General features: G+C 71.3%; 19 protein-coding genes and 1 pseudogene. 19 read left to right on the plus strand and 1 reads right to left on the minus strand.

The window, feature by feature from the left end; translation table 11 throughout:
* The first annotated feature begins 4 nt into the window (after positions 1-4).
* The 13 genes and pseudogenes from ACZ7LV_RS15950 to nusB all read left to right on the plus strand — a co-directional run bounded on the left by ACZ7LV_RS15950 (position 5) and on the right by nusB (position 12975).
* On the plus strand, positions 5-355 hold the full coding sequence (locus ACZ7LV_RS15950; protein ID WP_471939720.1) for a hypothetical protein: 351 nt from the start codon (positions 5-7) through the stop codon (positions 353-355).
* A complete protein-coding gene (alaS, locus tag ACZ7LV_RS15955; protein WP_471939722.1) occupies positions 355-3027 on the plus strand; it encodes an alanine--tRNA ligase in 2673 nt (890 codons plus the stop codon). The genes ACZ7LV_RS15950 and alaS overlap by 1 nt, the downstream gene beginning before the upstream one ends.
* 13 nt (positions 3028-3040) lie before the next feature.
* Positions 3041-3505 carry a Holliday junction resolvase RuvX gene (ruvX, locus tag ACZ7LV_RS15960; protein ID WP_471939894.1) on the plus strand — a complete coding sequence of 155 codons (465 nt, stop codon included), beginning with the start codon at positions 3041-3043 and terminating at the stop codon, positions 3503-3505.
* A gap of 122 nt (positions 3506-3627) precedes the next feature.
* The gene (gene mltG / locus ACZ7LV_RS15965) at positions 3628-5307 is read left to right on the plus strand and encodes an endolytic transglycosylase MltG (protein WP_471939724.1); all 1680 of its coding nucleotides are present in this window, start codon (positions 3628-3630) and stop codon (positions 5305-5307) included.
* Positions 5288-6127, plus strand: coding sequence for a shikimate dehydrogenase (locus ACZ7LV_RS15970; protein WP_471939726.1), 840 nt, complete (start codon positions 5288-5290; stop codon positions 6125-6127). The genes mltG and ACZ7LV_RS15970 overlap by 20 nt, the downstream gene beginning before the upstream one ends.
* Before the next feature lie 27 nt (positions 6128-6154).
* A pseudogene (locus ACZ7LV_RS15975) lies at positions 6155-6334 on the plus strand (shikimate dehydrogenase); the annotation flags it as partial.
* A 210-nt stretch (positions 6335-6544) separates the two neighbouring features.
* Positions 6545-7729, plus strand: coding sequence for a chorismate synthase (gene aroC / locus ACZ7LV_RS15980; protein WP_471939728.1), 1185 nt, complete (start codon positions 6545-6547; stop codon positions 7727-7729).
* The gene (locus ACZ7LV_RS15985) at positions 7726-8241 is read left to right on the plus strand and encodes a shikimate kinase (RefSeq protein ID WP_471939729.1); all 516 of its coding nucleotides are present in this window, start codon (positions 7726-7728) and stop codon (positions 8239-8241) included. Before aroC ends, ACZ7LV_RS15985 begins: the two co-directional genes overlap by 4 nt.
* Positions 8238-9329 carry a 3-dehydroquinate synthase gene (aroB, locus tag ACZ7LV_RS15990; RefSeq protein ID WP_401677435.1) on the plus strand — a complete coding sequence of 364 codons (1092 nt, stop codon included), beginning with the start codon at positions 8238-8240 and terminating at the stop codon, positions 9327-9329. The genes ACZ7LV_RS15985 and aroB overlap by 4 nt, the downstream gene beginning before the upstream one ends.
* Before the next feature lie 163 nt (positions 9330-9492).
* On the plus strand, positions 9493-10377 hold the full coding sequence (locus ACZ7LV_RS15995) for a Pro-rich N-terminal domain-containing protein (protein ID WP_471939731.1): 885 nt from the start codon (positions 9493-9495) through the stop codon (positions 10375-10377).
* Between the two features lie 423 nt (positions 10378-10800).
* On the plus strand, positions 10801-11907 hold the full coding sequence (locus ACZ7LV_RS16000; RefSeq protein ID WP_401677431.1) for an aminopeptidase P family protein: 1107 nt from the start codon (positions 10801-10803) through the stop codon (positions 11905-11907).
* A gap of 61 nt (positions 11908-11968) precedes the next feature.
* The gene (gene efp / locus ACZ7LV_RS16005) at positions 11969-12535 is read left to right on the plus strand and encodes an elongation factor P (RefSeq protein ID WP_471939733.1); all 567 of its coding nucleotides are present in this window, start codon (positions 11969-11971) and stop codon (positions 12533-12535) included.
* A 2-nt stretch (positions 12536-12537) separates the two neighbouring features.
* Positions 12538-12975, plus strand: a complete 438-nt coding sequence (gene nusB / locus ACZ7LV_RS16010) for a transcription antitermination factor NusB (RefSeq protein ID WP_471939735.1) — start codon at positions 12538-12540, stop codon at positions 12973-12975.
* A 177-nt stretch (positions 12976-13152) separates the two neighbouring features.
* On the opposite strand, the gene bldD is transcribed toward nusB, so the two are convergent.
* Positions 13153-13656, minus strand: a complete 504-nt coding sequence (gene bldD, locus ACZ7LV_RS16015; RefSeq protein WP_037859999.1) for a transcriptional regulator BldD — start codon at positions 13654-13656, stop codon at positions 13153-13155.
* 276 nt (positions 13657-13932) lie between these two features.
* On the opposite strand from bldD, the gene pyrR reads away from it, so the two are divergent.
* The 6 genes from pyrR (at position 13933) to carB (ending at position 21870) form a co-directional block, all read left to right on the plus strand.
* On the plus strand, positions 13933-14493 hold the full coding sequence (gene pyrR / locus ACZ7LV_RS16020; RefSeq protein ID WP_401677425.1) for a bifunctional pyr operon transcriptional regulator/uracil phosphoribosyltransferase PyrR: 561 nt from the start codon (positions 13933-13935) through the stop codon (positions 14491-14493).
* Positions 14494-14597: 104 nt separating this feature from the next.
* Positions 14598-15572 (plus strand): aspartate carbamoyltransferase catalytic subunit, encoded by a 975-nt coding sequence (locus tag ACZ7LV_RS16025; RefSeq protein ID WP_471939737.1) that lies wholly within the window; start codon positions 14598-14600, stop codon positions 15570-15572.
* A gap of 5 nt (positions 15573-15577) precedes the next feature.
* Positions 15578-16864, plus strand: a complete 1287-nt coding sequence (locus ACZ7LV_RS16030; protein ID WP_471939739.1) for a dihydroorotase — start codon at positions 15578-15580, stop codon at positions 16862-16864.
* Positions 16861-17430 (plus strand): PH-like domain-containing protein, encoded by a 570-nt coding sequence (locus ACZ7LV_RS16035; protein WP_471939741.1) that lies wholly within the window; start codon positions 16861-16863, stop codon positions 17428-17430. Before ACZ7LV_RS16030 ends, ACZ7LV_RS16035 begins: the two co-directional genes overlap by 4 nt.
* Positions 17427-18569 carry a glutamine-hydrolyzing carbamoyl-phosphate synthase small subunit gene (gene carA, locus ACZ7LV_RS16040; protein WP_471939743.1) on the plus strand — a complete coding sequence of 381 codons (1143 nt, stop codon included), beginning with the start codon at positions 17427-17429 and terminating at the stop codon, positions 18567-18569. The genes ACZ7LV_RS16035 and carA overlap by 4 nt, the downstream gene beginning before the upstream one ends.
* Entirely contained in the window at positions 18562-21870 is a 3309-nt protein-coding gene (gene carB / locus ACZ7LV_RS16045; protein ID WP_471939745.1) for a carbamoyl-phosphate synthase large subunit, read from the plus strand. The genes carA and carB overlap by 8 nt, the downstream gene beginning before the upstream one ends.
* Positions 21871-21884: the final 14 nt, after the last annotated feature.

Raw genomic sequence — 21884 nt, forward strand, 5'->3', positions numbered from 1 at the left:
AGCGATGTTCCGCCGTACGTTCTGGTTCACCACGGGTGTCGCCACCGGCGTGTGGGCCACCACCAAGGTCAACCGCAAGCTGAAGCAGCTCACCCCCGAGAACCTCGCCGCCACGGCGGCGAACAAGGCGATCGAGGCGGGGCACCGGCTCAAGGACCGGGCGGTGGGCTTCGCGCTCGACGTCCGCGCCAACATGGCCCAGCGCGAGGCCGAACTCCAGGACGCACTGGGTCTGGACGCCGATCCGGAGCTGCCCCCCGCGCGGCGGTACGCCGCCATCGAGAACCGCACCAAGCCGAAGACGTACGTCATCGACCGCACGACGTACACGTACAACCGGAATGAGGACCACTGATGGAGTCGGCTGAGATCCGCCGCCGCTGGCTGAGCTTCTTCGAGGAGCGCGGGCACACCGTCGTCCCTTCGGCGTCGCTCATCGCGGACGACCCGACTCTGCTCCTCGTCCCCGCCGGCATGGTGCCCTTCAAGCCCTACTTCCTGGGCGAGGTCAAGCCGCCGTTCCCGCGCGCCACCAGCGTGCAGAAGTGCGTGCGCACCCCGGACATCGAAGAGGTCGGCAAGACCACCCGGCACGGCACCTTCTTCCAGATGTGCGGCAACTTCTCCTTCGGCGACTACTTCAAGGAAGGCGCCATCAAGTACGCCTGGGAGCTGCTCACCAGCCCCCAGGACAAGGGTGGTTACGGCCTGGAGCCGGAGAAGCTCTGGATCACCGTCTACCAGGACGACGACGAGGCCGAGCGCATCTGGCACGAGGTCGTCGGCGTGCCGAAGGAGCGCATCCAGCGCCTCGGCATGAAGGACAACTACTGGTCCATGGGCGTCCCCGGCCCCTGCGGCCCCTGCTCCGAGATCAACTACGACCGCGGCCCCGAGTTCGGCGCCGAGGGCGGCCCCGCCGTCAACGACGAGCGGTACGTGGAGATCTGGAACCTCGTCTTCATGCAGTACGAGCGGGGCGAGGGCATCGGCAAGGACAACTTCGAGATCCTCGGCGAACTGCCGAGCAAGAACATCGACACGGGCCTCGGCCTGGAGCGGCTCGCCATGATTCTGCAGGGCGTGCAGAACATGTACGAGATCGACACCTCGATGGCGGTCATCAAGAAGGCCACCGAGCTGACCGGCGTCGCCTACGGGGACGCCCACGGCTCGGACGTCTCGCTGCGCGTCGTCACCGACCACATGCGCACGTCCGTGATGCTGATCGGCGACGGCGTCACCCCCGGCAACGAGGGCCGCGGCTACGTGCTGCGCCGCATCATGCGCCGCGCCATCCGCAACATGCGCCTGCTCGGCGCCACCGGCCCGGTCGTCAAGGACCTGGTCGACACGGTCATCGCGATGATGGGCCGGCAGTACCCCGAGCTCGTCACCGACCGCGAGCGCATCGAGAAGGTCGCCGTCGCCGAGGAGAACGCCTTCCTCAAGACGCTGAAGGCCGGCACCAACATCCTCGACACCGCCGTCACCGAGACCAAGCGGTCCGGCGGCACCGTCCTCGCCGGCGACAAGGCGTTCCTGCTCCACGACACCTGGGGCTTCCCGATCGACCTCACCCTGGAGATGGCCGCCGAGCAGGGCCTGTCCGTGGACGAGGACGGGTTCCGGCGCCTGATGAAGGAGCAGCGGGAGCGCGCCAAGGCCGACGCCCAGGCCAAGAAGACCGGGCACGCCGACGTCGGCGCCTACCGCGAGATCGCCGACAGCGCCGGCGAGACCGACTTCATCGGCTACACCGACACCGAGGGCGAGAGCACCGTCGTCGGCATCCTCGTCGACGGCGTCTCCTCCCCGGCCGCCACCGAGGGCGACGAGGTCGAGATCGTTCTCGACCGCACCCCCTTCTACGCCGAGGGCGGCGGCCAGATCGGCGACACCGGCCGCATCAAGGTGGACTCCGGTGCCGTGATCGAGGTCCGCGACTGCCAGAAGCCGGTCCCGGGTGTCTACGTCCACAAGGGCGTCGTCCAGGTGGGCGAGGTGACCGTCGGCGCCAAGGCCCACGCCGCCATCGACGGCCGTCGCCGCACGGCCATCGCCCGCGCCCACTCGGCCACCCACCTCACCCACCAGGCCCTGCGCGACGCGCTCGGCCCGACGGCCGCCCAGGCCGGTTCCGAGAACCAGCCCGGACGCTTCCGCTTCGACTTCGGCTCGCCGTCCGCCGTCCCGACGGTCGTGATGACCGACGTCGAGCAGAAGATCAACGAGGTGCTCGCCCGCGACCTCGACGTGCACGCCGAGGTCATGGGCATCGACGAGGCCAAGAAGCAGGGCGCGATCGCGGAGTTCGGCGAGAAGTACGGCGAGCGCGTGCGCGTCGTGACCATCGGCGACTTCTCCAAGGAGCTGTGCGGTGGCACGCACGTCCACAACACCGCCCAGCTGGGTCTCGTGAAGCTGCTCGGCGAGTCCTCCATCGGCTCGGGTGTGCGCCGTATCGAGGCCCTGGTCGGCATGGACGCCTACCACTTCCTCGCCCGGGAGCACACGGTCGTCGCCCAGCTCCAGGAGCTGGTCAAGGGCCGCCCGGAGGAGCTTCCGGAGAAGATCTCCGCCATGCTCGGCAAGCTGAAGGACGCCGAGAAGGAGATCGAGAAGTTCCGCGCCGAGAAGGTGCTCCAGGCGGCGGCCGGTCTCGCCGGGTCCGCCCGGGACGTACAGGGTGTGGCCCTCGTGACCGGTCAGGTCCCCGACGGCACCAGCGCCGACGACCTGCGCAAGCTGGTGCTCGACGTGCGCGGGCGCATCCAGGGCGGCCGGGCCGCCGTGGTGGCCCTGTTCACGACCGTCGGCGGAAAGCCGCTGACCGTCATCGCCACCAACGAGGCCGCCCGTGAGCGCGGCCTCAAGGCCGGCGACCTGGTCCGCGCGGCCGCCAAGACCCTCGGCGGCGGCGGTGGCGGCAAGCCGGACGTCGCCCAGGGCGGCGGCCAGAACCCGGCGGCCGTCGGCGAGGCCGTCGACGCCGTCGAGCGGCTCGTGGCGGAGACGGCCAAGTAAGGGCTTGGTGAAGATGCGCAGAGGACGCCGTCTCGCGATCGACGTCGGGGACGCCCGGATCGGGGTCGCCTCGTGCGACCCCGACGGGATCCTCGCCACGCCCGTCGAGACGGTCCCCGGCCGGGACGTCCCCGCGGCGCACCGCCGGCTGCGGCAGATCGTCGTGGAGTACGAGCCGATCGAGGTCGTGGTCGGACTCCCTCGCTCCCTCAAGGGGGGCGAGGGCCCGGCCGCGGTGAAGGTCCGTGGCTTCGCCCAGGAGCTGGCCAAGGGCATCGCCCCGGTCCCGGTACGCCTCGTGGACGAGCGGATGACGACCGTGACGGCAGGTCAGAGCCTGCGGGCGTCCGGCATGAAGTCCAAGAAGGGCCGGGCGGTCATCGACCAGGCGGCCGCCGTCATCATTCTGCAGCAGGCGCTGGAATCCGAACGGGTGTCAGGTAAAGCCCCGGGCGAGGGCGTCGAAGTGGTCATCTGATCGCGATACGGTAACGTTCCGCGCGATGCGGCAGTGTTCGAACAGCCGCCGCACAGCAAGAGGCGGAACGGGAGCCGAGCCGGAAGCCACGCGACCCGCCGCCTCGCGGCTCTAGGGGATCGATGACTGAGTATGGCCGGGGCCAAGGCTCCGAACCGTGGCATCCGCAGGACCCGTTGTACGGGGACGGCGGATGGGGAGGACAGCAGGCCGGCCCGGGCCAGCAGTCCCCCTACGGCGGCCAGCCGCAGCACTATCCAGAGCAGCCGCAGCAGCCGCAGTACGGCGACTGGGGCACCGGCGAGCACCCCGGCTACGGCCAGGCGCAGCAGCACTACCAGCAGCAGTACGAGCAGCAGCAGTACGCCGCGCAGGCGCAGCAGTCGTACGGCACCCAGCAGCAGTACGACACGGGCGCCTGGGCCACCGGTGCGCAGCCGCATCTGCCCTACGGCGGCGACCCGACCGACCCCGTGTATCCCCAGCAGCAGGCGGCCTACGGGGGTGAGCAGCCCGACTTCTACGGCACTCCCGACGCCTACCCCCCGCCCGAGCCGCCCAGCCGGCGGCGCGCCGAACCGGAGCCCAGGACCGACTGGGACCCCGGCCCGGACCAGGGTGAGCACGCGTTCTTCTCGGGGGAGGACGAGGACGACGACGAGCCCGCGGACCGGCGCGGGCGCGGTGAGCGACGGGGCCGCGGCGGCAAGGGCAAGGGCAAGAAGAGCCGCAACGGATGTGCCTGCCTGGTGGTCGCCCTGGTGTTCGGTGGCGGTCTGGCCGGCGTCAGCTACTTCGGCTACCAGTTCTACCAGGATCGTTTCGGCGCGGCCCCGGACTACGCGGGCGAGGGCACGAGCGAGCAGGTGACCGTCGAGGTCCCCAAGGGCGCGAGCGGCGCCGAGATCGGACGTCGGCTGAAGGACGCCGGCGTCGTCAAGAGCGTCGACGCCTTCGTGGCCGCGCAGTCGCAGAACGCCGACGGCGAATCGATCCAGGCGGGCGCGTATCTGCTGAAGAAGCAGATGTCGGCGGCGAGCGCCGTCGAGATGATGCTCGACCCGAAGAGCCAGAACAACGTGATGGTCACCCCGGGCCAGCGCAACGGGGGCGTCTACAACGCCATCGACGAGAAGCTCGGCCTGGAGGCCGGCACCACCCAGGACGTCGCCGAGAAGCAGTACAAGAAGCTCGGCCTGCCCGCTTGGGCGAACAACGACCCCGACATCAAGGATCCGCTGGAGGGCTTCCTCTACCCGGGCACCTATCCCGCGGCCAAGGGCATGAAGCCCGAGGCGGTCCTGAAGGAAATGGTCGGCCAGGCGAGCCGCCAGTACTCCCAGTACGACCTCGCGGCCAAGGCCAAGGCGCTGGATCTGGAGGACCCGCTGCAGGTCATCACGGTCGCCAGCCTCGTCCAGGCCGAGGGCAAGACCGAGGACGACTTCCGCAAGATGGCCGAGGTGGTCTACAACCGCCTGAAGCCGGACAACACGGAGACCAACCAGCTCCTCCAGTTCGACTCGACCTTCAACTACCTGAAGGGCGAGAGCAACATCAACATCAGCGAAGCCGAGATCCAGAGCAACCAGGACCCGTTCAACACATACACCCAGAAGGGTCTGCCGCCCGGACCGATCGGCAACCCCGGCGCCGACGCGCTGAAGGCGACGCTGAACCCGACCGACGAGGGCTGGATGTACTTCGTGGCGACCGACGGCCGCCACAACACCGAGTTCGCCCGCACGCACGACGAGTTCCTGGAGCTCAAGGAAAAGTTCAATGAGAGCTCGGGCAACTGACGCCCGCCGGGCCGCCGTCCTCGGCTCGCCCATCGCCCACTCCCTGTCCCCGGTGCTGCACCGGGCGGCGTACCGGGAACTGGGGCTGACGGGCTGGACCTACGACCGGTTCGAGGTCGACGAGGAGGGGCTGCCGGGCTTCTTCGCGCAGCTCGGCCCCGAGTGGGCCGGGCTGTCGCTGACCATGCCGCTGAAGCGGGCCGTGATCCCGTTGCTCGACGAGATCAGCGACACCGCCGCCTCGGTCGAGGCGGTCAACACCGTCGTCCTCACCGACGACGGCCGCCGCCTCGGCGACAACACCGACATCCCCGGCATGGTCGCCGCCCTGCGCGAGCACGGCATCGAGCAGACCGGCACGGCCGCGATCCTCGGCGCCGGCGCCACCGCCTCGTCGGCGCTGGCCGCGCTCGCCCGGATCTGCACCGGCGAGGTCGTCGTCTATGTCCGCAGCGCCGCCCGGGCCGCCGAGATGCGCCGCTGGGGCGAGCGGCTGGAGGTCGACGTCCGGGTCGCCGACTGGGCGGACGCGGCCGAGGCCCTGCACCATCCGCTGGTCGTGGCGACCACACCGGCCGGTACCACCGACGCGCTCGCCGCCGCCGTGCCGGAGCGGCCCGCGACGCTCTTCGACGTGCTGTACGACCCGTGGCCGACCGTGCTGGCGGCGCGCTGGGCCGCGTACGGCGGTGCCGTCGTCAGCGGGCTCGACCTGCTGGTCCACCAGGCGGTGCTCCAGGTCGAGCAGGTGACGGGTTGTGCGCCCGCGCCGCTGGAGGCGATGCGCAAGGCCGGCGAGCACGCCCTGACCGGTCGCTAGGACGCCCGGCTCGGGTACGGCACGGGGCACGACCCGTGGCCGACCGTGCTGGCGGCGCGCTGGTCGGCGTACGGCGGGGCCGTCGTCAGCGGGCTTCACCTGCTGGTCCACCAGGCCGTGCTTCAGGTCGAGCAGGTGACGGGCCGTGCGCCCGCGCCGCTGGAGGCGATGCGCAAGGCCGGCGAGCACGCCCTGACCGGTCGCTAGGACGCCGCGCTCGGGTACGGCACCGGACACGCCCCGTGACCACCCGCTGACACGGTCCGTCCGACTGCTGGACCGGCGGCCTGACCGGATGCCGGGACGTGGGAGGATCGAACGTGGCGGGCCAGGGCCGCGCACCCGGGTCGCGCCACCGCGCTACGCGAGCAGACGCGTACGCCGGTCGGTAACGGGCGCGAGCACAGAGGAGCACCGTTGAGCAGGTTGCGCTGGCTGACCGCGGGGGAGTCCCACGGCCCCGCACTCGTCGCGACGCTGGAGGGCCTTCCCGCCGGCGTGCCGATCACCACGGAGATGGTGGCGGACCACCTGGCGAGGCGGCGGCTCGGCTATGGACGCGGCGCGCGCATGAAGTTCGAGCGGGACGAGGTCACCTTCCTCGGTGGGGTCCGGCACGGGCTGACCCTGGGTTCGCCGGTCGCGGTCATGGTCGGCAACACCGAGTGGCCCAAGTGGGAGAAGGTCATGGCGGCCGACCCCGTGGACCCGGACGAGCTGGCCGCGCTGGCCCGCAACGCGCCGCTGACCCGCCCCCGGCCCGGCCACGCCGACCTCGCCGGCATGCAGAAGTACGGCTTCGACGAGGCCCGCCCGATCCTGGAGCGGGCCTCGGCCCGGGAGACCGCGGCCCGGGTGGCGCTGGGCGCGGTCGCGCGGTCGTACCTGAAGGAGACCGCGGGCATCGAGATCGTCAGCCATGTCGTGGAGCTCGCGGCGGCCAAGGCCCCCTACGGCGTCCACCCCACCCCGGCCGACGTCGAGAAGCTGGACGCCGACCCGGTGCGCTGCCTGGACGCCGACGCGTCGAAGGCGATGGTCGCGGAGATCGACCAGGCCCACAAGGACGGCGACACCCTCGGCGGGGTCGTCGAGGTGCTCGCGTACGGGGTGCCGGTGGGCCTCGGCTCGCACGTGCACTGGGACCGCCGCCTCGACGCCCGGCTGGCCGCCGCGCTGATGGGCATCCAGGCGATCAAGGGCGTCGAGGTCGGCGACGGCTTCGAGCTGGCCCGGGTGCCGGGCTCCAAGGCGCACGACGAGATCGTCACCACGGACGACGGCATCCGGCGCGCCACCGGCCGCTCCGGCGGCACCGAGGGCGGGCTGACCACCGGTGAGCTGCTGCGGGTGCGCGCGGCGATGAAGCCGATCGCGACCGTGCCGCGCGCGCTGCGCACGGTGGACGTCGTGACCGGCGAGACCACCCAGGCCCACCACCAGCGCTCGGACGTGTGCGCGGTCCCGGCCGCCGGCATCGTCGCCGAGGCGATGGTGGCGCTGGTCCTAGCGGACGCGGTCGCGGAGAAGTTCGGCGGCGACAGCGTGACCGAGACCGCCCGCAACGTGCGCTCCTACCTCGACAACCTGGCGATCCGATGAGCGGGCCGCTGGCCGTGCTCGTCGGCCCCATGGGTGTCGGCAAGTCCACCGTCGGCCATCTGCTGGCCGAGCGGCTCGACGTCGGCTTCCGGGACACCGACGACGACATCGTCGCGCAGCAGGGCCGTACCGTCGCCGACATCTTCGTCGAGGACGGCGAGGCCGCCTTCCGCGCGCTGGAGAAGCAGGCGGTGCGCACGGCGCTGGCCGAGCACACCGGCGTGCTGGCGCTGGGCGGCGGGGCCGTCCTCGACGCCGGCTCGCGCGAGCTGCTCGCCGGACACCAGGTCGTGTACCTCTCGATGGACGTCGAGGAGGCGGCCCGCCGCACCGGTCTGAACGCGGCCCGGCCGCTGCTGGCCGTCAACCCGCGCAAGCAGTGGCGGGAGCTGATGGAGGCGCGGCGGCACCTGTACGAGGAAGTGGCGCGCTCGGTGGTGGCCACCGACGACCGTACGCCCGAAGAGGTCACCCAAGAGGTGCTGGACGCCCTGGAGTTGAAGGAAGCATGAGCGAGTCAGTGACGCGGATCCAGGTCGGCGGCACCGCGGGCAGTGAGCCGTACGAGGTCCTGGTGGGCCGTCAACTGCTCGGGGAACTCGGCGCCCTGATCGGCGACCGGGCCAAGCGGGTCGCCGTCATCCACCCCGAGGCCCTGGCCGAGACCGGCGAGGCGCTGCGCGCCGACCTGGCCGAGCAGGGCTTCGAGGCGGTCGCCATCCAGGTGCCGAACGCGGAGGAGGCCAAGACGGCCGAGGTCGCCGCGTACTGCTGGAAGGCGCTCGGCCAGTCCGGCTTCACCCGCACCGACGTCGTCGTGGGCGTCGGCGGCGGCGCGACCACCGACCTCGCCGGCTTCGTGGCCGCGACCTGGCTGCGCGGGGTGCGCTGGATCGCGATCCCCACCACGGTCCTCGCCATGGTCGACGCGGCCGTCGGCGGCAAGACCGGCATCAACACGGCCGAGGGCAAGAACCTGGTCGGCGCCTTCCATCCGCCCGTCGGTGTCCTGTGCGACCTCGCCGCCCTGGACTCGCTGCCGGTCAACGACTACGTCTCCGGGCTCGCCGAGGTCATCAAGGCGGGCTTCATCGCCGACCCCGCGATCCTGGAGCTCATCGAGTCCGACCCGGAAGCGGCGCGCACCCCGGCCGGTCCGCACACGGCGGAGCTGGTCGAGCGCTCCATCCGCGTCAAGGCCGAGGTCGTCTCCTCCGACCTGAGGGAGTCGGGGCTGCGCGAGATCCTCAACTACGGGCACACCCTCGGCCACGCCATCGAGAAGAACGAGCGCTACCAGTGGCGGCACGGCGCCGCGGTCTCCGTGGGCATGCACTTCGCCGCCGAGCTGGGCCGGCTCGCGGGCCGACTGGACGACGCCACGGCCGACCGGCACCGCACGGTCCTGGAGGCGGTCGGGCTGCCGCTGCACTACCGCTACGACCAGTGGCCCAAGCTGCTGCAGACGATGAAGGTCGACAAGAAGTCGCGCGGCGACATGCTGCGCTTCATCGTCCTGGACGGCCTCGCCAAGCCGACGGTCCTGGAGGGACCCGACCCGGCGATGCTGCTGGCGGCGTACGGCGAGGTCGGCCAGTAGATCCGGCGCGGGGTCCGGTACGTCCCGCAGAGCCCCTTCCGTCCGATTCCCCTTGCCCCGCCGGGCACTTCGGGCCGCCCCCCGGCGTTCACCAAAGGACGACGGGGGACGGTACCGTTCGGTAGCGAGCGCCAATTGCCTGTACGAGACGGAGTGGCACCGGATGCAGCACGCAGTGGGGTCTCCGCTGCCGCCGCCCCACCAGCCGGGGCAGGGACCGGCCGACGGCTGGTCGCCGGCCGCACAACACCCGGGTCCGGGTCCGCACCCCCAGGGACCCGCGCCCGTCCCGCCGGGGCCCATGCCCCTCCCGCAGGGCTCCGCTCCCGTGCCGCCGCCCCCCGGCTTCTCCGGCCCCCCGCCCTCGGCTCCGCACCATCCGCCGACGGCCCCGCCGCCCCCGGACACCACAGGTCACGTCCGGCTGCCACCCGGCGGTCCGGTGACGATGCCCACCGCACCGGCCACCACCACCGTCCCCGACCCGGGGGCCACCACCCTCGCGGTGCTGCTCATCGGCCCGGCGGGCGCGGGCAAGACCAGCGTGGCCAAGTACTGGGCGGACCACCGCCGGGTGCCCACGGCCCACATCAGCCTCGACGACGTGCGCGAATGGGTCCGCTCGGGCTTCGCCGACCCCCAGTCGGGCTGGAACGACAGCTCCGAGGCCCAGTACCGGCTGGCCCGCCGTACCTGCGGCTTCGCCGCGCGCAACTTCCTGGCCAACGGCATCTCGTGCATTCTCGACGACGCGGTCTTCCCCGACCGTCCCGTCGTGGGCCTGGGCGGCTGGAAGCGCCATGTGGGCCCCGGCCTGCTGCCCGTCGTCCTCCTCCCCGGCCTGGACATCGTCCTGGAACGCAACGCGGAACGCTCGGGCAACCGACGCCTCACCGACGAGGAGGTGGCCCGCATCCACGGCCGCATGGCCGGCTGGTACGGCTCGGGCCTGCCCATCATCGACAACTCCCAGTTGGACGTCCCCGCCACGGCCCGCGTCCTGGACGAGGTCCTCACCCGCTCCATAGCGAGCCCTCCGGCCTGGTGACCCGGCAAGAACCGGGGGAGTGAACGCCCGCCGCCCGGGTCCCGGCGGACAACCGGCCGGTCCACGTCGGGACGCGCCGCGCCGCTCAGGGGCGCGGGGAACGGCGCGCCGCCCCCGGCCGTCAGCCGTGGCAGACACCCCTCGGGGCCCGTCGCGGGGAATTGTCCACGCCGGGCCCGGCAGCACCTTTCAGGGGCGCGGGGAACTGCGCGATCAGCCCCACCGGCCCTCAGCCCTTCAAGACAGCGCCCTTCAAGACAGCCGACACCCCTCCCTGGCGGACTCCACGCCCGGGCACCGCCACGAACGGGCCGCGCGGGCCGCGCGACCCCCTCCTGCCCACGGCGGGCCGCCACGGCGCCCCCGCCGCCCACTCGGCCTCCCCGAGCGGCGCCCCCGGCCCAAAGCTCTTACGCTCGGCACATGTCAGAGGTGTACGCGACCCGCCGGACCCGGCTACGGGAGCGCTGCAACGCGGCCGGCAGCGCGGCGGCGCTGATCTCCCGGCCCGCCAACGTGCGCTACCTCGCGGGCGCGGCCCCCAAGGGCGCCGTACTGCTGCTGGGCAAGCAAGAGGACCTGCTGGTCAGCCCAGGTCCCCCGGACGACCGCCCCACCGAGGGCCGGCTGGACGAGACCCTGCCGCTGCGCACGCTGCCCGCCCCCGGCGGCGACTCCGCCGTCGCCGCCGCCGACCTCGCCACCGACCAGGGCGCCGACTCCCTCGCCGTGGAGGAGCACCACCTCACGGTCGCCCGCCACCGGGCCATCGGCTCGGCCGCCCCCGCCCTGCGCCTCGCCGATCTCGGCAACGCCGTCGAGCAGCTCAGGGTCGTCAAGGACGAGGAAGAGATCTCCTGCCTGCGCATCGGAGCCGAGATCGCCGACCAGGCCCTCGGTGAGCTGCTGGAGTCGATTCTCGTGGGCCGCACCGAGCGCCACCTCGCCCTGGAACTCGAACGCCGCCTCGTCGACCACGGCGCCGACGGCCCCGCCTTCGCCACCTCGGTCGCCACCGGCGCCAACGCCGGCCGACGCGGCCACCGCCCCACGGACCGCCGCGTCGAGGAGGGCGACTTCCTCTCCGTCTGCCTGGGCGCCACCTACCGCGGCTACCGCTGCGAGATCGGCCGTACGTTCGTCATCGGCACCTCCCCGGCGGACTGGCAGATCGAGCTCTACGACCTGGTCTTCGCCGCCCAACGGGCCGGCCGCGAGATGCTCGCCCCCGGCTCCGCCTACCGCGACGTGGACCGCGCGGCGCGCCAGGTCCTGGACTCCGCCGGGTACGGGCAGGGTCTCCCGGAGCTGATCGGTCACGGTGTGGGGCTCGAAATCGACGAGGACCCGCAGCTGGCCCCCACGGCCATGGGTAAACTGGACGCTTGCGTGCCGGTCACCGTCGAACCGGGGGTCCACCTCCCGGGCCGGGGCGGTGTCCGGATCGATGACACGCTCGTCGTGCGCCCTGAGGCGGACGGCGGACCCGAGCTACTCACCATCACGACCAAGGAGCTGCTCGCGCTCTAGCCTCAGAGCTGTCGCGCCTGCCCCCGGGTCGTCCACGTAAGTCCAGGAGATTGAAGCAACCGTGGCTTCCACGAACGACCTCAAGAACGGCATGGTGCTCAAGCTCGACGGCGGCCAGCTCTGGTCCGTCGTCGAGTTCCAGCACGTCAAGCCCGGCAAGGGCCCGGCCTTCGTGCGCACCAAGCTCAAGAACGTGCTCTCGGGCAAGGTCGTCGACAAGACCTTCAACGCCGGCGTGAAGGTCGAGACGGCCACCGTCGACAAGCGCGACATGCAGTTCTCCTACATGGACGGCGACTACTTCGTCTTCATGGACATGGAGACCTACGACCAGCTGATGGTCGACCGCAAGGCCGTCAGCGACGCCGCCAACTTCCTGATCGAGGGCTTCACCGCCACCGTCGCGCAGCACGAGGGCGAGGTGCTCTTCGTCGAGCTGCCGGCCGCCGTCGAGCTCGTCGTCCAGGAGACCGAGCCGGGCGTGCAGGGCGACCGTTCCACCGGCGGCACCAAGCCCGCCACCCTGGAGACCGGTCACCAGATCCAGGTCCCGCTCTTCATCACCACCGGTGAGAAGATCAAGGTCGACACCCGCACCAGCGACTACCTCGGCCGGGTGAACAGCTAACCGTGGCTGCCCGCAACACGGCCCGCAAGCGCGCCTTCCAGATCCTCTTCGAGGCCGACCAGCGCGGTGTCGACGTCCTGACGGTGCTCGCCGACTGGATCCGGCTCTCGCGGACCGACACCCGGCAGCCGCCGGTGAGCGAGTACACGATGGAGCTGGTCGAGGGCTACGCGGGGCACGCGACGCGCATCGACGAGCTGATCGCCCAGTACTCGGTCGGCTGGACGCTCGACCGGATGCCGGTGGTCGACCGCAACATCCTGCGGCTCGGCGCGTACGAGCTGATCTGGGTCGACGACACCCCGGACGCGGTCGTGCTGGACGAGATGGTGCAGCTCGCGAAGGAGTTCTCGACGGACGAGTCGCCCTCGTTCGTCAACGGCCTGCTCGGCCGGCTGAAGGACCTGAAGCCCTCGCTGCGGCGTACCGCCGAGGACTGAACGCCCGAGAACGCCGGAGGGCCGCAGCCCGCGCTGCGGCCCTCCGGCCTTCTCATACGACCGGGGTGCCGGAGGGACGTCCGGGACCCACGAGGCGCTCAGAAAGCCGCCGGGGTGGCCGGAACCATGAAGTTCCGGCCACCCCGGCGGCACGTTTCTGCTGAAGCGGTGAGGGGCTCAGGCCTCCTCGTGCGACGCCACCGCGCGACGCGCGTCCGCGTCCAGCACACCCCAGCCGATCAGCTGCTCGGTCAGGACCGAGGGCGACTGGTCGTAGATGACGGCGAGGGTGCGCAGGTCGTCCTGGCGGATCGAGAGCACCTTGCCGTTGTAGTCACCGCGCTGCGACTGGATCGTGGCCGCGTAGCGCTGCAGGGGGCCCGCCTTCTCGGCCGGCACCGTGGCCAGCCGCTCCAGGTCAAGGACCAGCTTCGGCGGCGGCTCGGCGGCGCCACCCGGGGTCGTGCCCGGAAGCAGCTCCTGCACGGGAACGCCGTAGAAGTCCGCCAGCTCGGCGAGGCGCTGCACGGTCACGGCGCGGTCGCCGCGCTCGTACGACCCGACCACGACCGCCTTCCAGCGCCCCTGTGACTTCTCCTCGACACCGTGGAGGGAAAGGCCCTGCTGGGTGCGGATGGCCCGGAGCTTGGCCCCGAGCTGTTTGGCGTATTCGCTGGACATATGGCTCCCCGGACACTGTGTCGACGCGACTGGTGTGGTTCCAGGCCGCGCGGCTGGTAACTCACTGTGAGGTTACGCAGCGTTACTCTCCTGCGTCAAGCCGAATGGTCCGCACCGACTCTTCCGTGCTATCGGCCGCCGCTTGGGCCGATCGGGTGATTCCGTGACCCCGTGGGGGGTGATCTGGGGTGTCGCCGGGGGCTGCTACGGTGGATGGCGCAATCCCGACGTCCTTTAAGGTCCGTCCCGTGAGGCGGAGAAGGAGGTCCGTTTCGTATGGACACGCAAGAGTCCGATGCGCGGCCCGTGCTCGAAGGCCCCGACATCGCGCGGGTGCTGACCCGCATCGCCCACGAGATCGTCGAGCGCGCCAAGGGCGCCGACGACGTGGTGCTCCTCGGCATTCCGACCCGGGGCGTCTTCCTCGCCCAGCGGCTCGCGGTCAAGCTGGAGGAGATCACCGAGCGCAAAGTGCCGTGCGGTTCGCTGGACATCACCATGTACCGCGACGACCTGCGCATGCACCCACCGCGCGCGTTGGCCCGCACCGACATCCCCGGTGACGGCATCGACGGCAAGCTGGTCGTCCTCGTCGACGACGTGCTCTTCTCCGGCCGTACCATCCGCGCCGCCCTCGACGCCCTGAACGACATCGGGCGCCCCCGCGCGGTCCAACTCGCGGTCCTCGTCGACCGGGGCCACCGCGAACTGCCCATCCGCGCCGACTACGTCGGCAAGAACCTCCCCACGTCGTTGCGGGAGACGGTCAAGGTCCAGCTCGCCGAGGAGGACGGTCGCGACACCGTGCTGCTCGGTGTGAAGCAGACCGCCCAGTAGCAACGGAAGGCGTACGGCCGCCGCCGTACGCCGGCTCGGCACGCCCCGGCGTGCTCCTGGTTGCCCGAATCCTCCCGAATGAACTGCCTTACGGAGCCTGAAAGATGCAGCGCCATCTCATCTCGGCCGCCGACCTCACCCGCGACGACGCCGTCCTGATCCTCGACACCGCCGAGGAGATGTCCCGGGTCGCCGACCGGCCGATCAAGAAGCTGCCGACCCTGCGCGGCCGCACCGTGGTCAACCTCTTCTTCGAGGACTCGACCCGCACCCGGATCTCCTTCGAGGCCGCCGAGAAGCGGCTGTCGGCGGACGTCATCAACTTCACCGCCAAGGGATCCTCGGTCTCCAAGGGCGAGTCCCTGAAGGACACCGCGCAGACCCTGGAGGCCATGGGCGTCGACGCGGTCGTCATCCGGCACGGCGCCTCCGGGGCCCCGTACCGGCTGGCGAACTCCGGCTGGATCGACGCGGCCGTCATCAACGCCGGCGACGGCACCCACCAACACCCCACCCAGGCGCTGCTCGACGCCTTCACCATGCGCCGCCGCCTGGTCGGCCGGGACGCCGGGCTCGGCCACGACCTGGCCGGCAAGCGGGTCACCCTCGTCGGCGACGTCCTGCACAGCCGGGTCGCCCGCTCCAACGTCGACCTGCTCCACACCCTCGGCGCCGAGGTCACCCTCGTCGCCCCGCCCACCCTGCTGCCGGTCGGCATCGAGACCTGGCCCTGTCAGGTCTCCTACGACCTCGACAGCACGTTGCCCAAGTCGGACGCCGTGATGCTGCTGCGCGTGCAGCGCGAGCGCATGAACGCCGCGTTCTTCCCGACCGAGCGCGAGTACTCGCGGCGCTACGGCCTGGACGGCGACCGGATGGCGAAGATGCCCGAGCACGCCATCGTGATGCACCCCGGTCCGATGGTCCGCGGCATGGAGATCACCGCCGAGGTCGCCGACTCCGATCGCTGCACCGCGATCGAGCAGGTCGCAAACGGAGTCTCCATCCGGATGGCCGTTCTGTATTTGCTGCTCGGTGGAAACGAACCCGCCACCACCACCCGTACCGAGGAGAAGTAAGAAAGATGAGCAAGATCCTGATCCGTGGTGCGAAGGTGCTCGGCGGCGAGCCGCAGGACGTGCTGATCGACGGCGAGGCCGTCGCCGCGGTCGGCACCGGCCTGTCGGCCGAGGGCGCCGAGGTCGTCGAGGCCGGCGGCAAGGTGCTGCTGCCGGGCCTGGTCGACCTGCACACCCATCTGCGCGAGCCCGGCCGCGAGGACTCCGAGACCGTGCTGACCGGCACCCGCGCGGCCGCCTCCGGCGGCTACACCTCCGTGTTCGCCATGGCCAACACCTTCCCCGTGGCGGACACCGCCGGTGTGGTCGAGCAGGTCTGGCGGCTGGGCCGGGAGCACGGCTACTGCGACGTGCAGCCGATCGGTGCCGTCACCGTCGGCCTGGAAGGCAGGAAGCTCGCCGAGCTGGGCGCCATGCACGAGTCGGCGGCCGGGGTGACCGTCTTCTCCGACGACGGCAAGTGCGTCGACGACGCCGTGATCATGCGCCGGGCCCTGGAGTACGTGAAGGCCTTCGACGGGGTCGTCGCCCAGCACGCGCAGGAGCCGCGGCTGACCGAGGGCGCCCAGATGAACGAGGGCGTCGTCTCCGCCGAGCTGGGCCTCGGCGGCTGGCCCGCGGTGGCCGAGGAGTCGATCATCGCCCGGGACGTCCTGCTCGCCGAGCACGTCGGCTCCCGCGTGCACATCTGCCACCTGTCGACCGCCGGGTCGGTGGAGATCGTGCGCTGGGCCAAGTCCCGCGGCATCCGCGTCACCGCCGAGGTCACCCCGCACCACCTGCTCCTCACCGACGAGCTGGTGCGCAGCTACAACCCGGTCTTCAAGGTGAACCCGCCGCTGCGCACCGAGCGGGACGTGCTGACGCTGCGCGAGGCGCTGGCCGACGGCACGATCGACATCGTCGCCACCGACCACGCCCCGCACCCGCACGAGGACAAGGACTGCGAGTGGGCCGCCGCCGCCATGGGCATGGTCGGCCTGGAGACCGCGCTGTCGGTGGTCCAGGAGACGATGGTCGACACGGGGCTGCTCGGCTGGGCGGACGTGGCCGACCGGATGTCCTTCGCGCCGGCCCGGATCGGCCGGGCCGGCGGGCACGGACGGCCCGTCTCGGCAGGTGAGCCCGCGAACCTCACCCTCGTCGACACGGCATACCGTGGGCCGGTGGACCCCGCGGGCTTCGCCTCGCGCAGCCGCAACACCCCCTACGAGGGCCGCGAGCTGCCGGGCCGTGTCACGCACACCTGGCTCCGGGGCAAGGCCACGCTCGTCGACGGGAAGCTCACGTGACACCTGTAATTCTGCTCGCCGCCGGTAAGGAATCGGCGGAAGTGACCGACTGGGCCGCCCGCATCGGCTGGGTCGTCGGCCTCGCCCTGTTCGTCGCGCTCGTCTACTGGCTGATGCGCGAGGGCTGGAAGTGGCGCGGCACGCTCCAGGGCGACCTGCCGGAGCTGCCCGGCGCGCCGGAAGAGCCCGGCACGGCGAGACTGACGTTGAGCGGCCGCTACCACGGCTCCACCACCGCCGGTCAGTGGCTGGACCGCATCGTGGCGCACGGCCTGGGCACCCGCAGCAGGGTCGAGCTCACGCTGACGGACGCGGGCCTGGACGTCGTACGCCCCGGGGCGAGCGACTTCTTCGTCCCGGTGGCGGCGCTGCGCGAGGCCCGGCTGGACAAGGGCATCGCCGGCAAGGTCCTCACCGAGGGCGGACTGCTCGTCGTGACCTGGGCGCACGGGGAGCGGCTGATCGACTCCGGTTTCCGCTCCGACCGCGCGGCCGAGCACAACGAGTGGGTCGACGCAATCAACTCCATGATCACCACCAGCACCACGGAAGGCGCCGAACGATGACGACCTCCACTGGGGAAACCACGAAGGTCCCCGCCGTACTCGTCCTGGAGGACGGCCGGGTCTTCCGCGGCCGCGCCTACGGGGCCGTGGGGGAGACCTTCGGCGAGGCCGTGTTCTCCACCGGCATGACCGGCTACCAGGAGACCCTCACCGACCCGTCGTACCACCGCCAGGTGGTCGTGATGACCGCCCCGCACGTCGGCAACACCGGTATCAACGACGAGGACCCCGAGTCCCGGCGCATCTGGGTCGCCGGCTACGTCGTGCGCGACCCCGCGCGCGTGCCCTCCAACTGGCGCTCCCGCCGCTCGCTCGACGAGGAACTGCGCCGCCAGGGCGTGGTCGGCATCTCCGGCATCGACACCCGCGCGCTGACCCGGCACCTGCGTGAGCGCGGCGCCATGCGCGTCGGCATCTTCTCCGGCAACGCGCTGCCCGACGAGGGCACCATGCTCGCCGAGGTGCGCCAGGCCCCCGAGATGAAGGGCGCCGACCTCGCCGCGGAGGTCGCCACCGATGAGCCGTACGTCGTCCCCGCGATCGGCGAGAAGAAGTACACCGTCGCCGCCGTCGACCTCGGCATCAAGGGCATGACCCCGCACCGGATGGCCGAACGCGGCATCGAGGTGCACGTGCTGCCGGCCACGGCGAGCGTCGAGGACGTCTACGCCGTGAACCCCGACGGCGTCTTCTTCTCCAACGGCCCCGGTGACCCGGCCACCGCCGACCACCCGGTCTCCGTGATGCGCGGCGTCCTGGAGCGCGGCACGCCGCTGTTCGGCATCTGCTTCGGCAACCAGATCCTGGGCCGCGCCCTCGGCTTCGGCACCTACAAGCTGAAGTACGGCCACCGTGGCATCAACCAGCCGGTGCAGGACCGTACGACCGGCAAGGTCGAGGTCACCGCGCACAACCACGGGTTCGCCGTCGACGCCCCGCTCGACGAGGTGTCCGACACCCCCTTCGGCCGTGCCGAGGTCTCCCACGTCTGCCTCAACGACAACGTGGTGGAGGGTCTCCGGCTCCTCGACAAGCCGGCTTTCAGCGTCCAGTACCACCCCGAAGCGGCAGCGGGCCCGCACGACGCCGCCTACCTGTTCGACCGCTTCGTGAAGCTCATGGAGGGCCAGCGTGCCTAAGCGCACCGATATCCAGTCCGTCCTGGTCATCGGCTCCGGCCCGATCGTCATCGGCCAGGCCGCCGAGTTCGACTACTCCGGCACCCAGGCGTGCCGCGTACTGCGGTCCGAGGGGCTGCGGGTCGTCCTCGTCAACTCCAACCCGGCGACGATCATGACCGACCCGGAGATCGCCGACGCCACCTACGTCGAGCCGATCACCCCGGAGTTCGTCGAGAAGATCATCGCCAAGGAGCGGCCCGACGCGCTGCTGCCCACGCTGGGCGGCCAGACGGCGCTCAACACGGCGATCTCGCTGCACGAGAACGGCGTGCTGGAGAAGTACGGGGTCGAGCTGATCGGCGCCAACGTGGCGGCGATCCACAAGGGCGAGGACCGCGACCAGTTCAAGGACGTCGTGGCCGAGGTCCGGCGCAAGATCGGGCACGGCGAGTCCGCGCGCTCGGTGATCTGCCACTCCATGGACGACGTGCTCGCCGGCGTCGAGGAGCTCGGCGGCTACCCCGTGGTGGTCCGCCCGTCCTTCACGATGGGCGGTGCCGGTTCCGGCTTCGCGCACGACGAGGAGGAGCTGCGCCGCATCGCCGGCCAGGGCCTGACGCTCTCCCCGACCACCGAGGTGCTCCTGGAGGAGTCCATCCTCGGCTGGAAGGAGTACGAGCTGGAGCTGATGCGCGACAGGCACGACAACGTCGTGGTGGTCTGCTCCATCGAGAACTTCGACCCGATGGGCGTGCACACCGGCGACTCGATCACGGTCGCGCCCGCGATGACGCTCACCGACCGCGAGTACCAGATCCTGCGCGACATCGGCATCGCCGTCATCCGTGAGGTCGGCGTCGACACCGGCGGCTGCAACATCCAGTTCGCCGTCAACCCGGTCGACGGCCGGGTGATCGTCATCGAGATGAACCCGCGTGTGTCGCGTTCGTCCGCGCTGGCCTCCAAGGCGACCGGCTTCCCGATCGCCAAGATCGCCGCCAAGCTCGCCGTCGGCTACACCCTCGACGAGATCCCCAACGACATCACCCAGGAGACCCCGGCGTCCTTCGAGCCGACCCTGGACTACGTCGTCGTCAAGGCGCCCCGGTTCGCCTTCGAGAAGTTCCCGCAGGCCGACTCGACCCTGACGACCACGATGAAGTCGGTCGGCGAGGCCATGGCCATCGGCCGCAACTTCACCGAGGCCTTCCAGAAGGCGCTGCGCTCGCTGGAGAAGAAGGGCAGCCAGTTCACCTTCGTGGGCGAGCCCGGCGACAAGGCCGAGCTGCTGCGCGAGGCGGTGCGCCCGACCGACGGCCGGATCAACGCCGTGATGGGCGCCATCCGGGCCGGCGCGACGCCCGAGGAGGTCTTCGAGTCCACGAAGATCGACCCCTGGTTCGTCGACCAGCTCTTCCTGCTCAAGGAGATCGCCGACGAGCTGGCGAGCGCGCCCGAGCTCACCACGGATCTGCTCGCCGAGGCCAAGCGGCACGGCTTCTCCGACCAGCAGATCGCCGAGATCCGCGGGCTGCGCGAGGACGTCGTCCGCGAGGTCCGGCACGCGCTCGGTGTGCGCCCGGTCTACAAGACGGTGGACACCTGCGCCGCCGAATTCGCCGCGCGCACCCCGTACTTCTACTCCTCCTACGACGAGGAGACCGAGGTCGCGCCGCGCGAGAAGCCCGCCGTGATCATCCTGGGCTCGGGTCCCAACCGCATCGGCCAGGGCATCGAGTTCGACTACTCCTGCGTGCACGCCTCGTTCGCGCTGAGCGACGCCGGGTTCGAGACCGTGATGGTCAACTGCAACCCGGAGACCGTCTCCACCGACTACGACACCTCCGACCGGCTGTACTTCGAGCCGCTCACGCTGGAGGACGTGCTGGAGATCGTGCACGCCGAGCAGCAGGCCGGGCCGGTCGCGGGCGTCGTCGTGCAGCTCGGCGGCCAGACCCCGCTGGGCCTGGCGCAGGCGCTCAAGGACAACGGCGTGCCGATCGTCGGCACACCCCCGGAGGCCATCCACGCCGCCGAGGACCGCGGCGCCTTCGGCCAGGTCCTCAAGGAGGCCGGCCTGCCGGCCCCCAAGCACGGCACGGCCACCACCTTCACCGAGGCCAAGGCCATCGCCGACGAGATCGGCTACCCGGTCCTCGTCCGCCCCTCGTACGTCCTGGGCGGCCGCGGCATGGAGATCGTCTACGACGAGGCGCGGCTGTCGTCCTACATCGCCGAGTCGACCGAGATCAGCCCCTCCCGGCCGGTGCTGGTCGACCGGTTCCTCGACGACGCGATCGAGATCGACGTGGACGCCCTCTACGACGGCGAGGAGCTCTACCTCGGCGGTGTCATGGAGCACATCGAGGAGGCCGGCATCCACTCCGGCGACTCGGCGTGCGCCCTGCCCCCGATCACGCTCGGCGGCTTCGACATCAAGCGCCTGCGCGCCTCGACCGAGGCGATCGCCAAGGGCGTGGGCGTCCGCGGCCTGATCAACATCCAGTTCGCGATGGCGGGCGACATCCTCTACGTCCTGGAGGCCAACCCGCGCGCGTCGCGCACGGTCCCCTTCACCTCGAAGGCGACCGCGGTGCCGCTGGCCAAGGCCGCCGCGCGCATCTCGCTGGGCGCGACCATTGCTCAGCTGCGGGCCGAGGGACTGCTGCCCGGGCGCGGGGACGGCGGCGAGCTGCCGCTGGACGCGCCCATCTCCGTCAAGGAGGCCGTGCTGCCCTGGACCCGCTTCCGGGACACCTCCGGGCGCGGCGTGGACACCGTCCTCGGCCCGGAGATGCGCTCCACCGGCGAGGTCATGGGCATCGACTCCGTCTTCGGAACGGCGTACGCCAAGTCGCAGGCCGGCGCCTACGGCCCGCTGCCCACCAAGGGCCGTGCGTTCATCTCGGTCGCCAACCGCGACAAGCGCTCGATGATCTTCCCGGCCCGTGAACTGGTCGCGCACGGCTTCGAGTTGCTCGCCACGTCCGGCACGGCCGAGGTGCTCAAGCGCAACGGCATCCACGCCACCGTGGTGCGCAAGCAGTCCGAGGGCACCGGCCCGAACGGCGAGAAGACGATCGTCCAGCTCATCCACGACGGCGAGGTCGACCTCATCGTCAACACCCCGTACGGCACCGGCGGCCGTCTCGACGGCTACGACATCCGCACCGCGGCCGTGGCCCGGTCCGTGCCGTGCCTGACGACCGTCCAGGCGCTCGCCGCCGCCGTCCAGGGCATCGACGCGCTCAACCACGGGGACGTGGGCGTGCGCTCGCTCCAGGAACACGCGCAGGTGCTGACCGCGGCCCGCGACTGACCGCCCTGAGGGGG

It is taken from the genome of Streptomyces sp. NPDC107562, assembly GCF_055657325.1.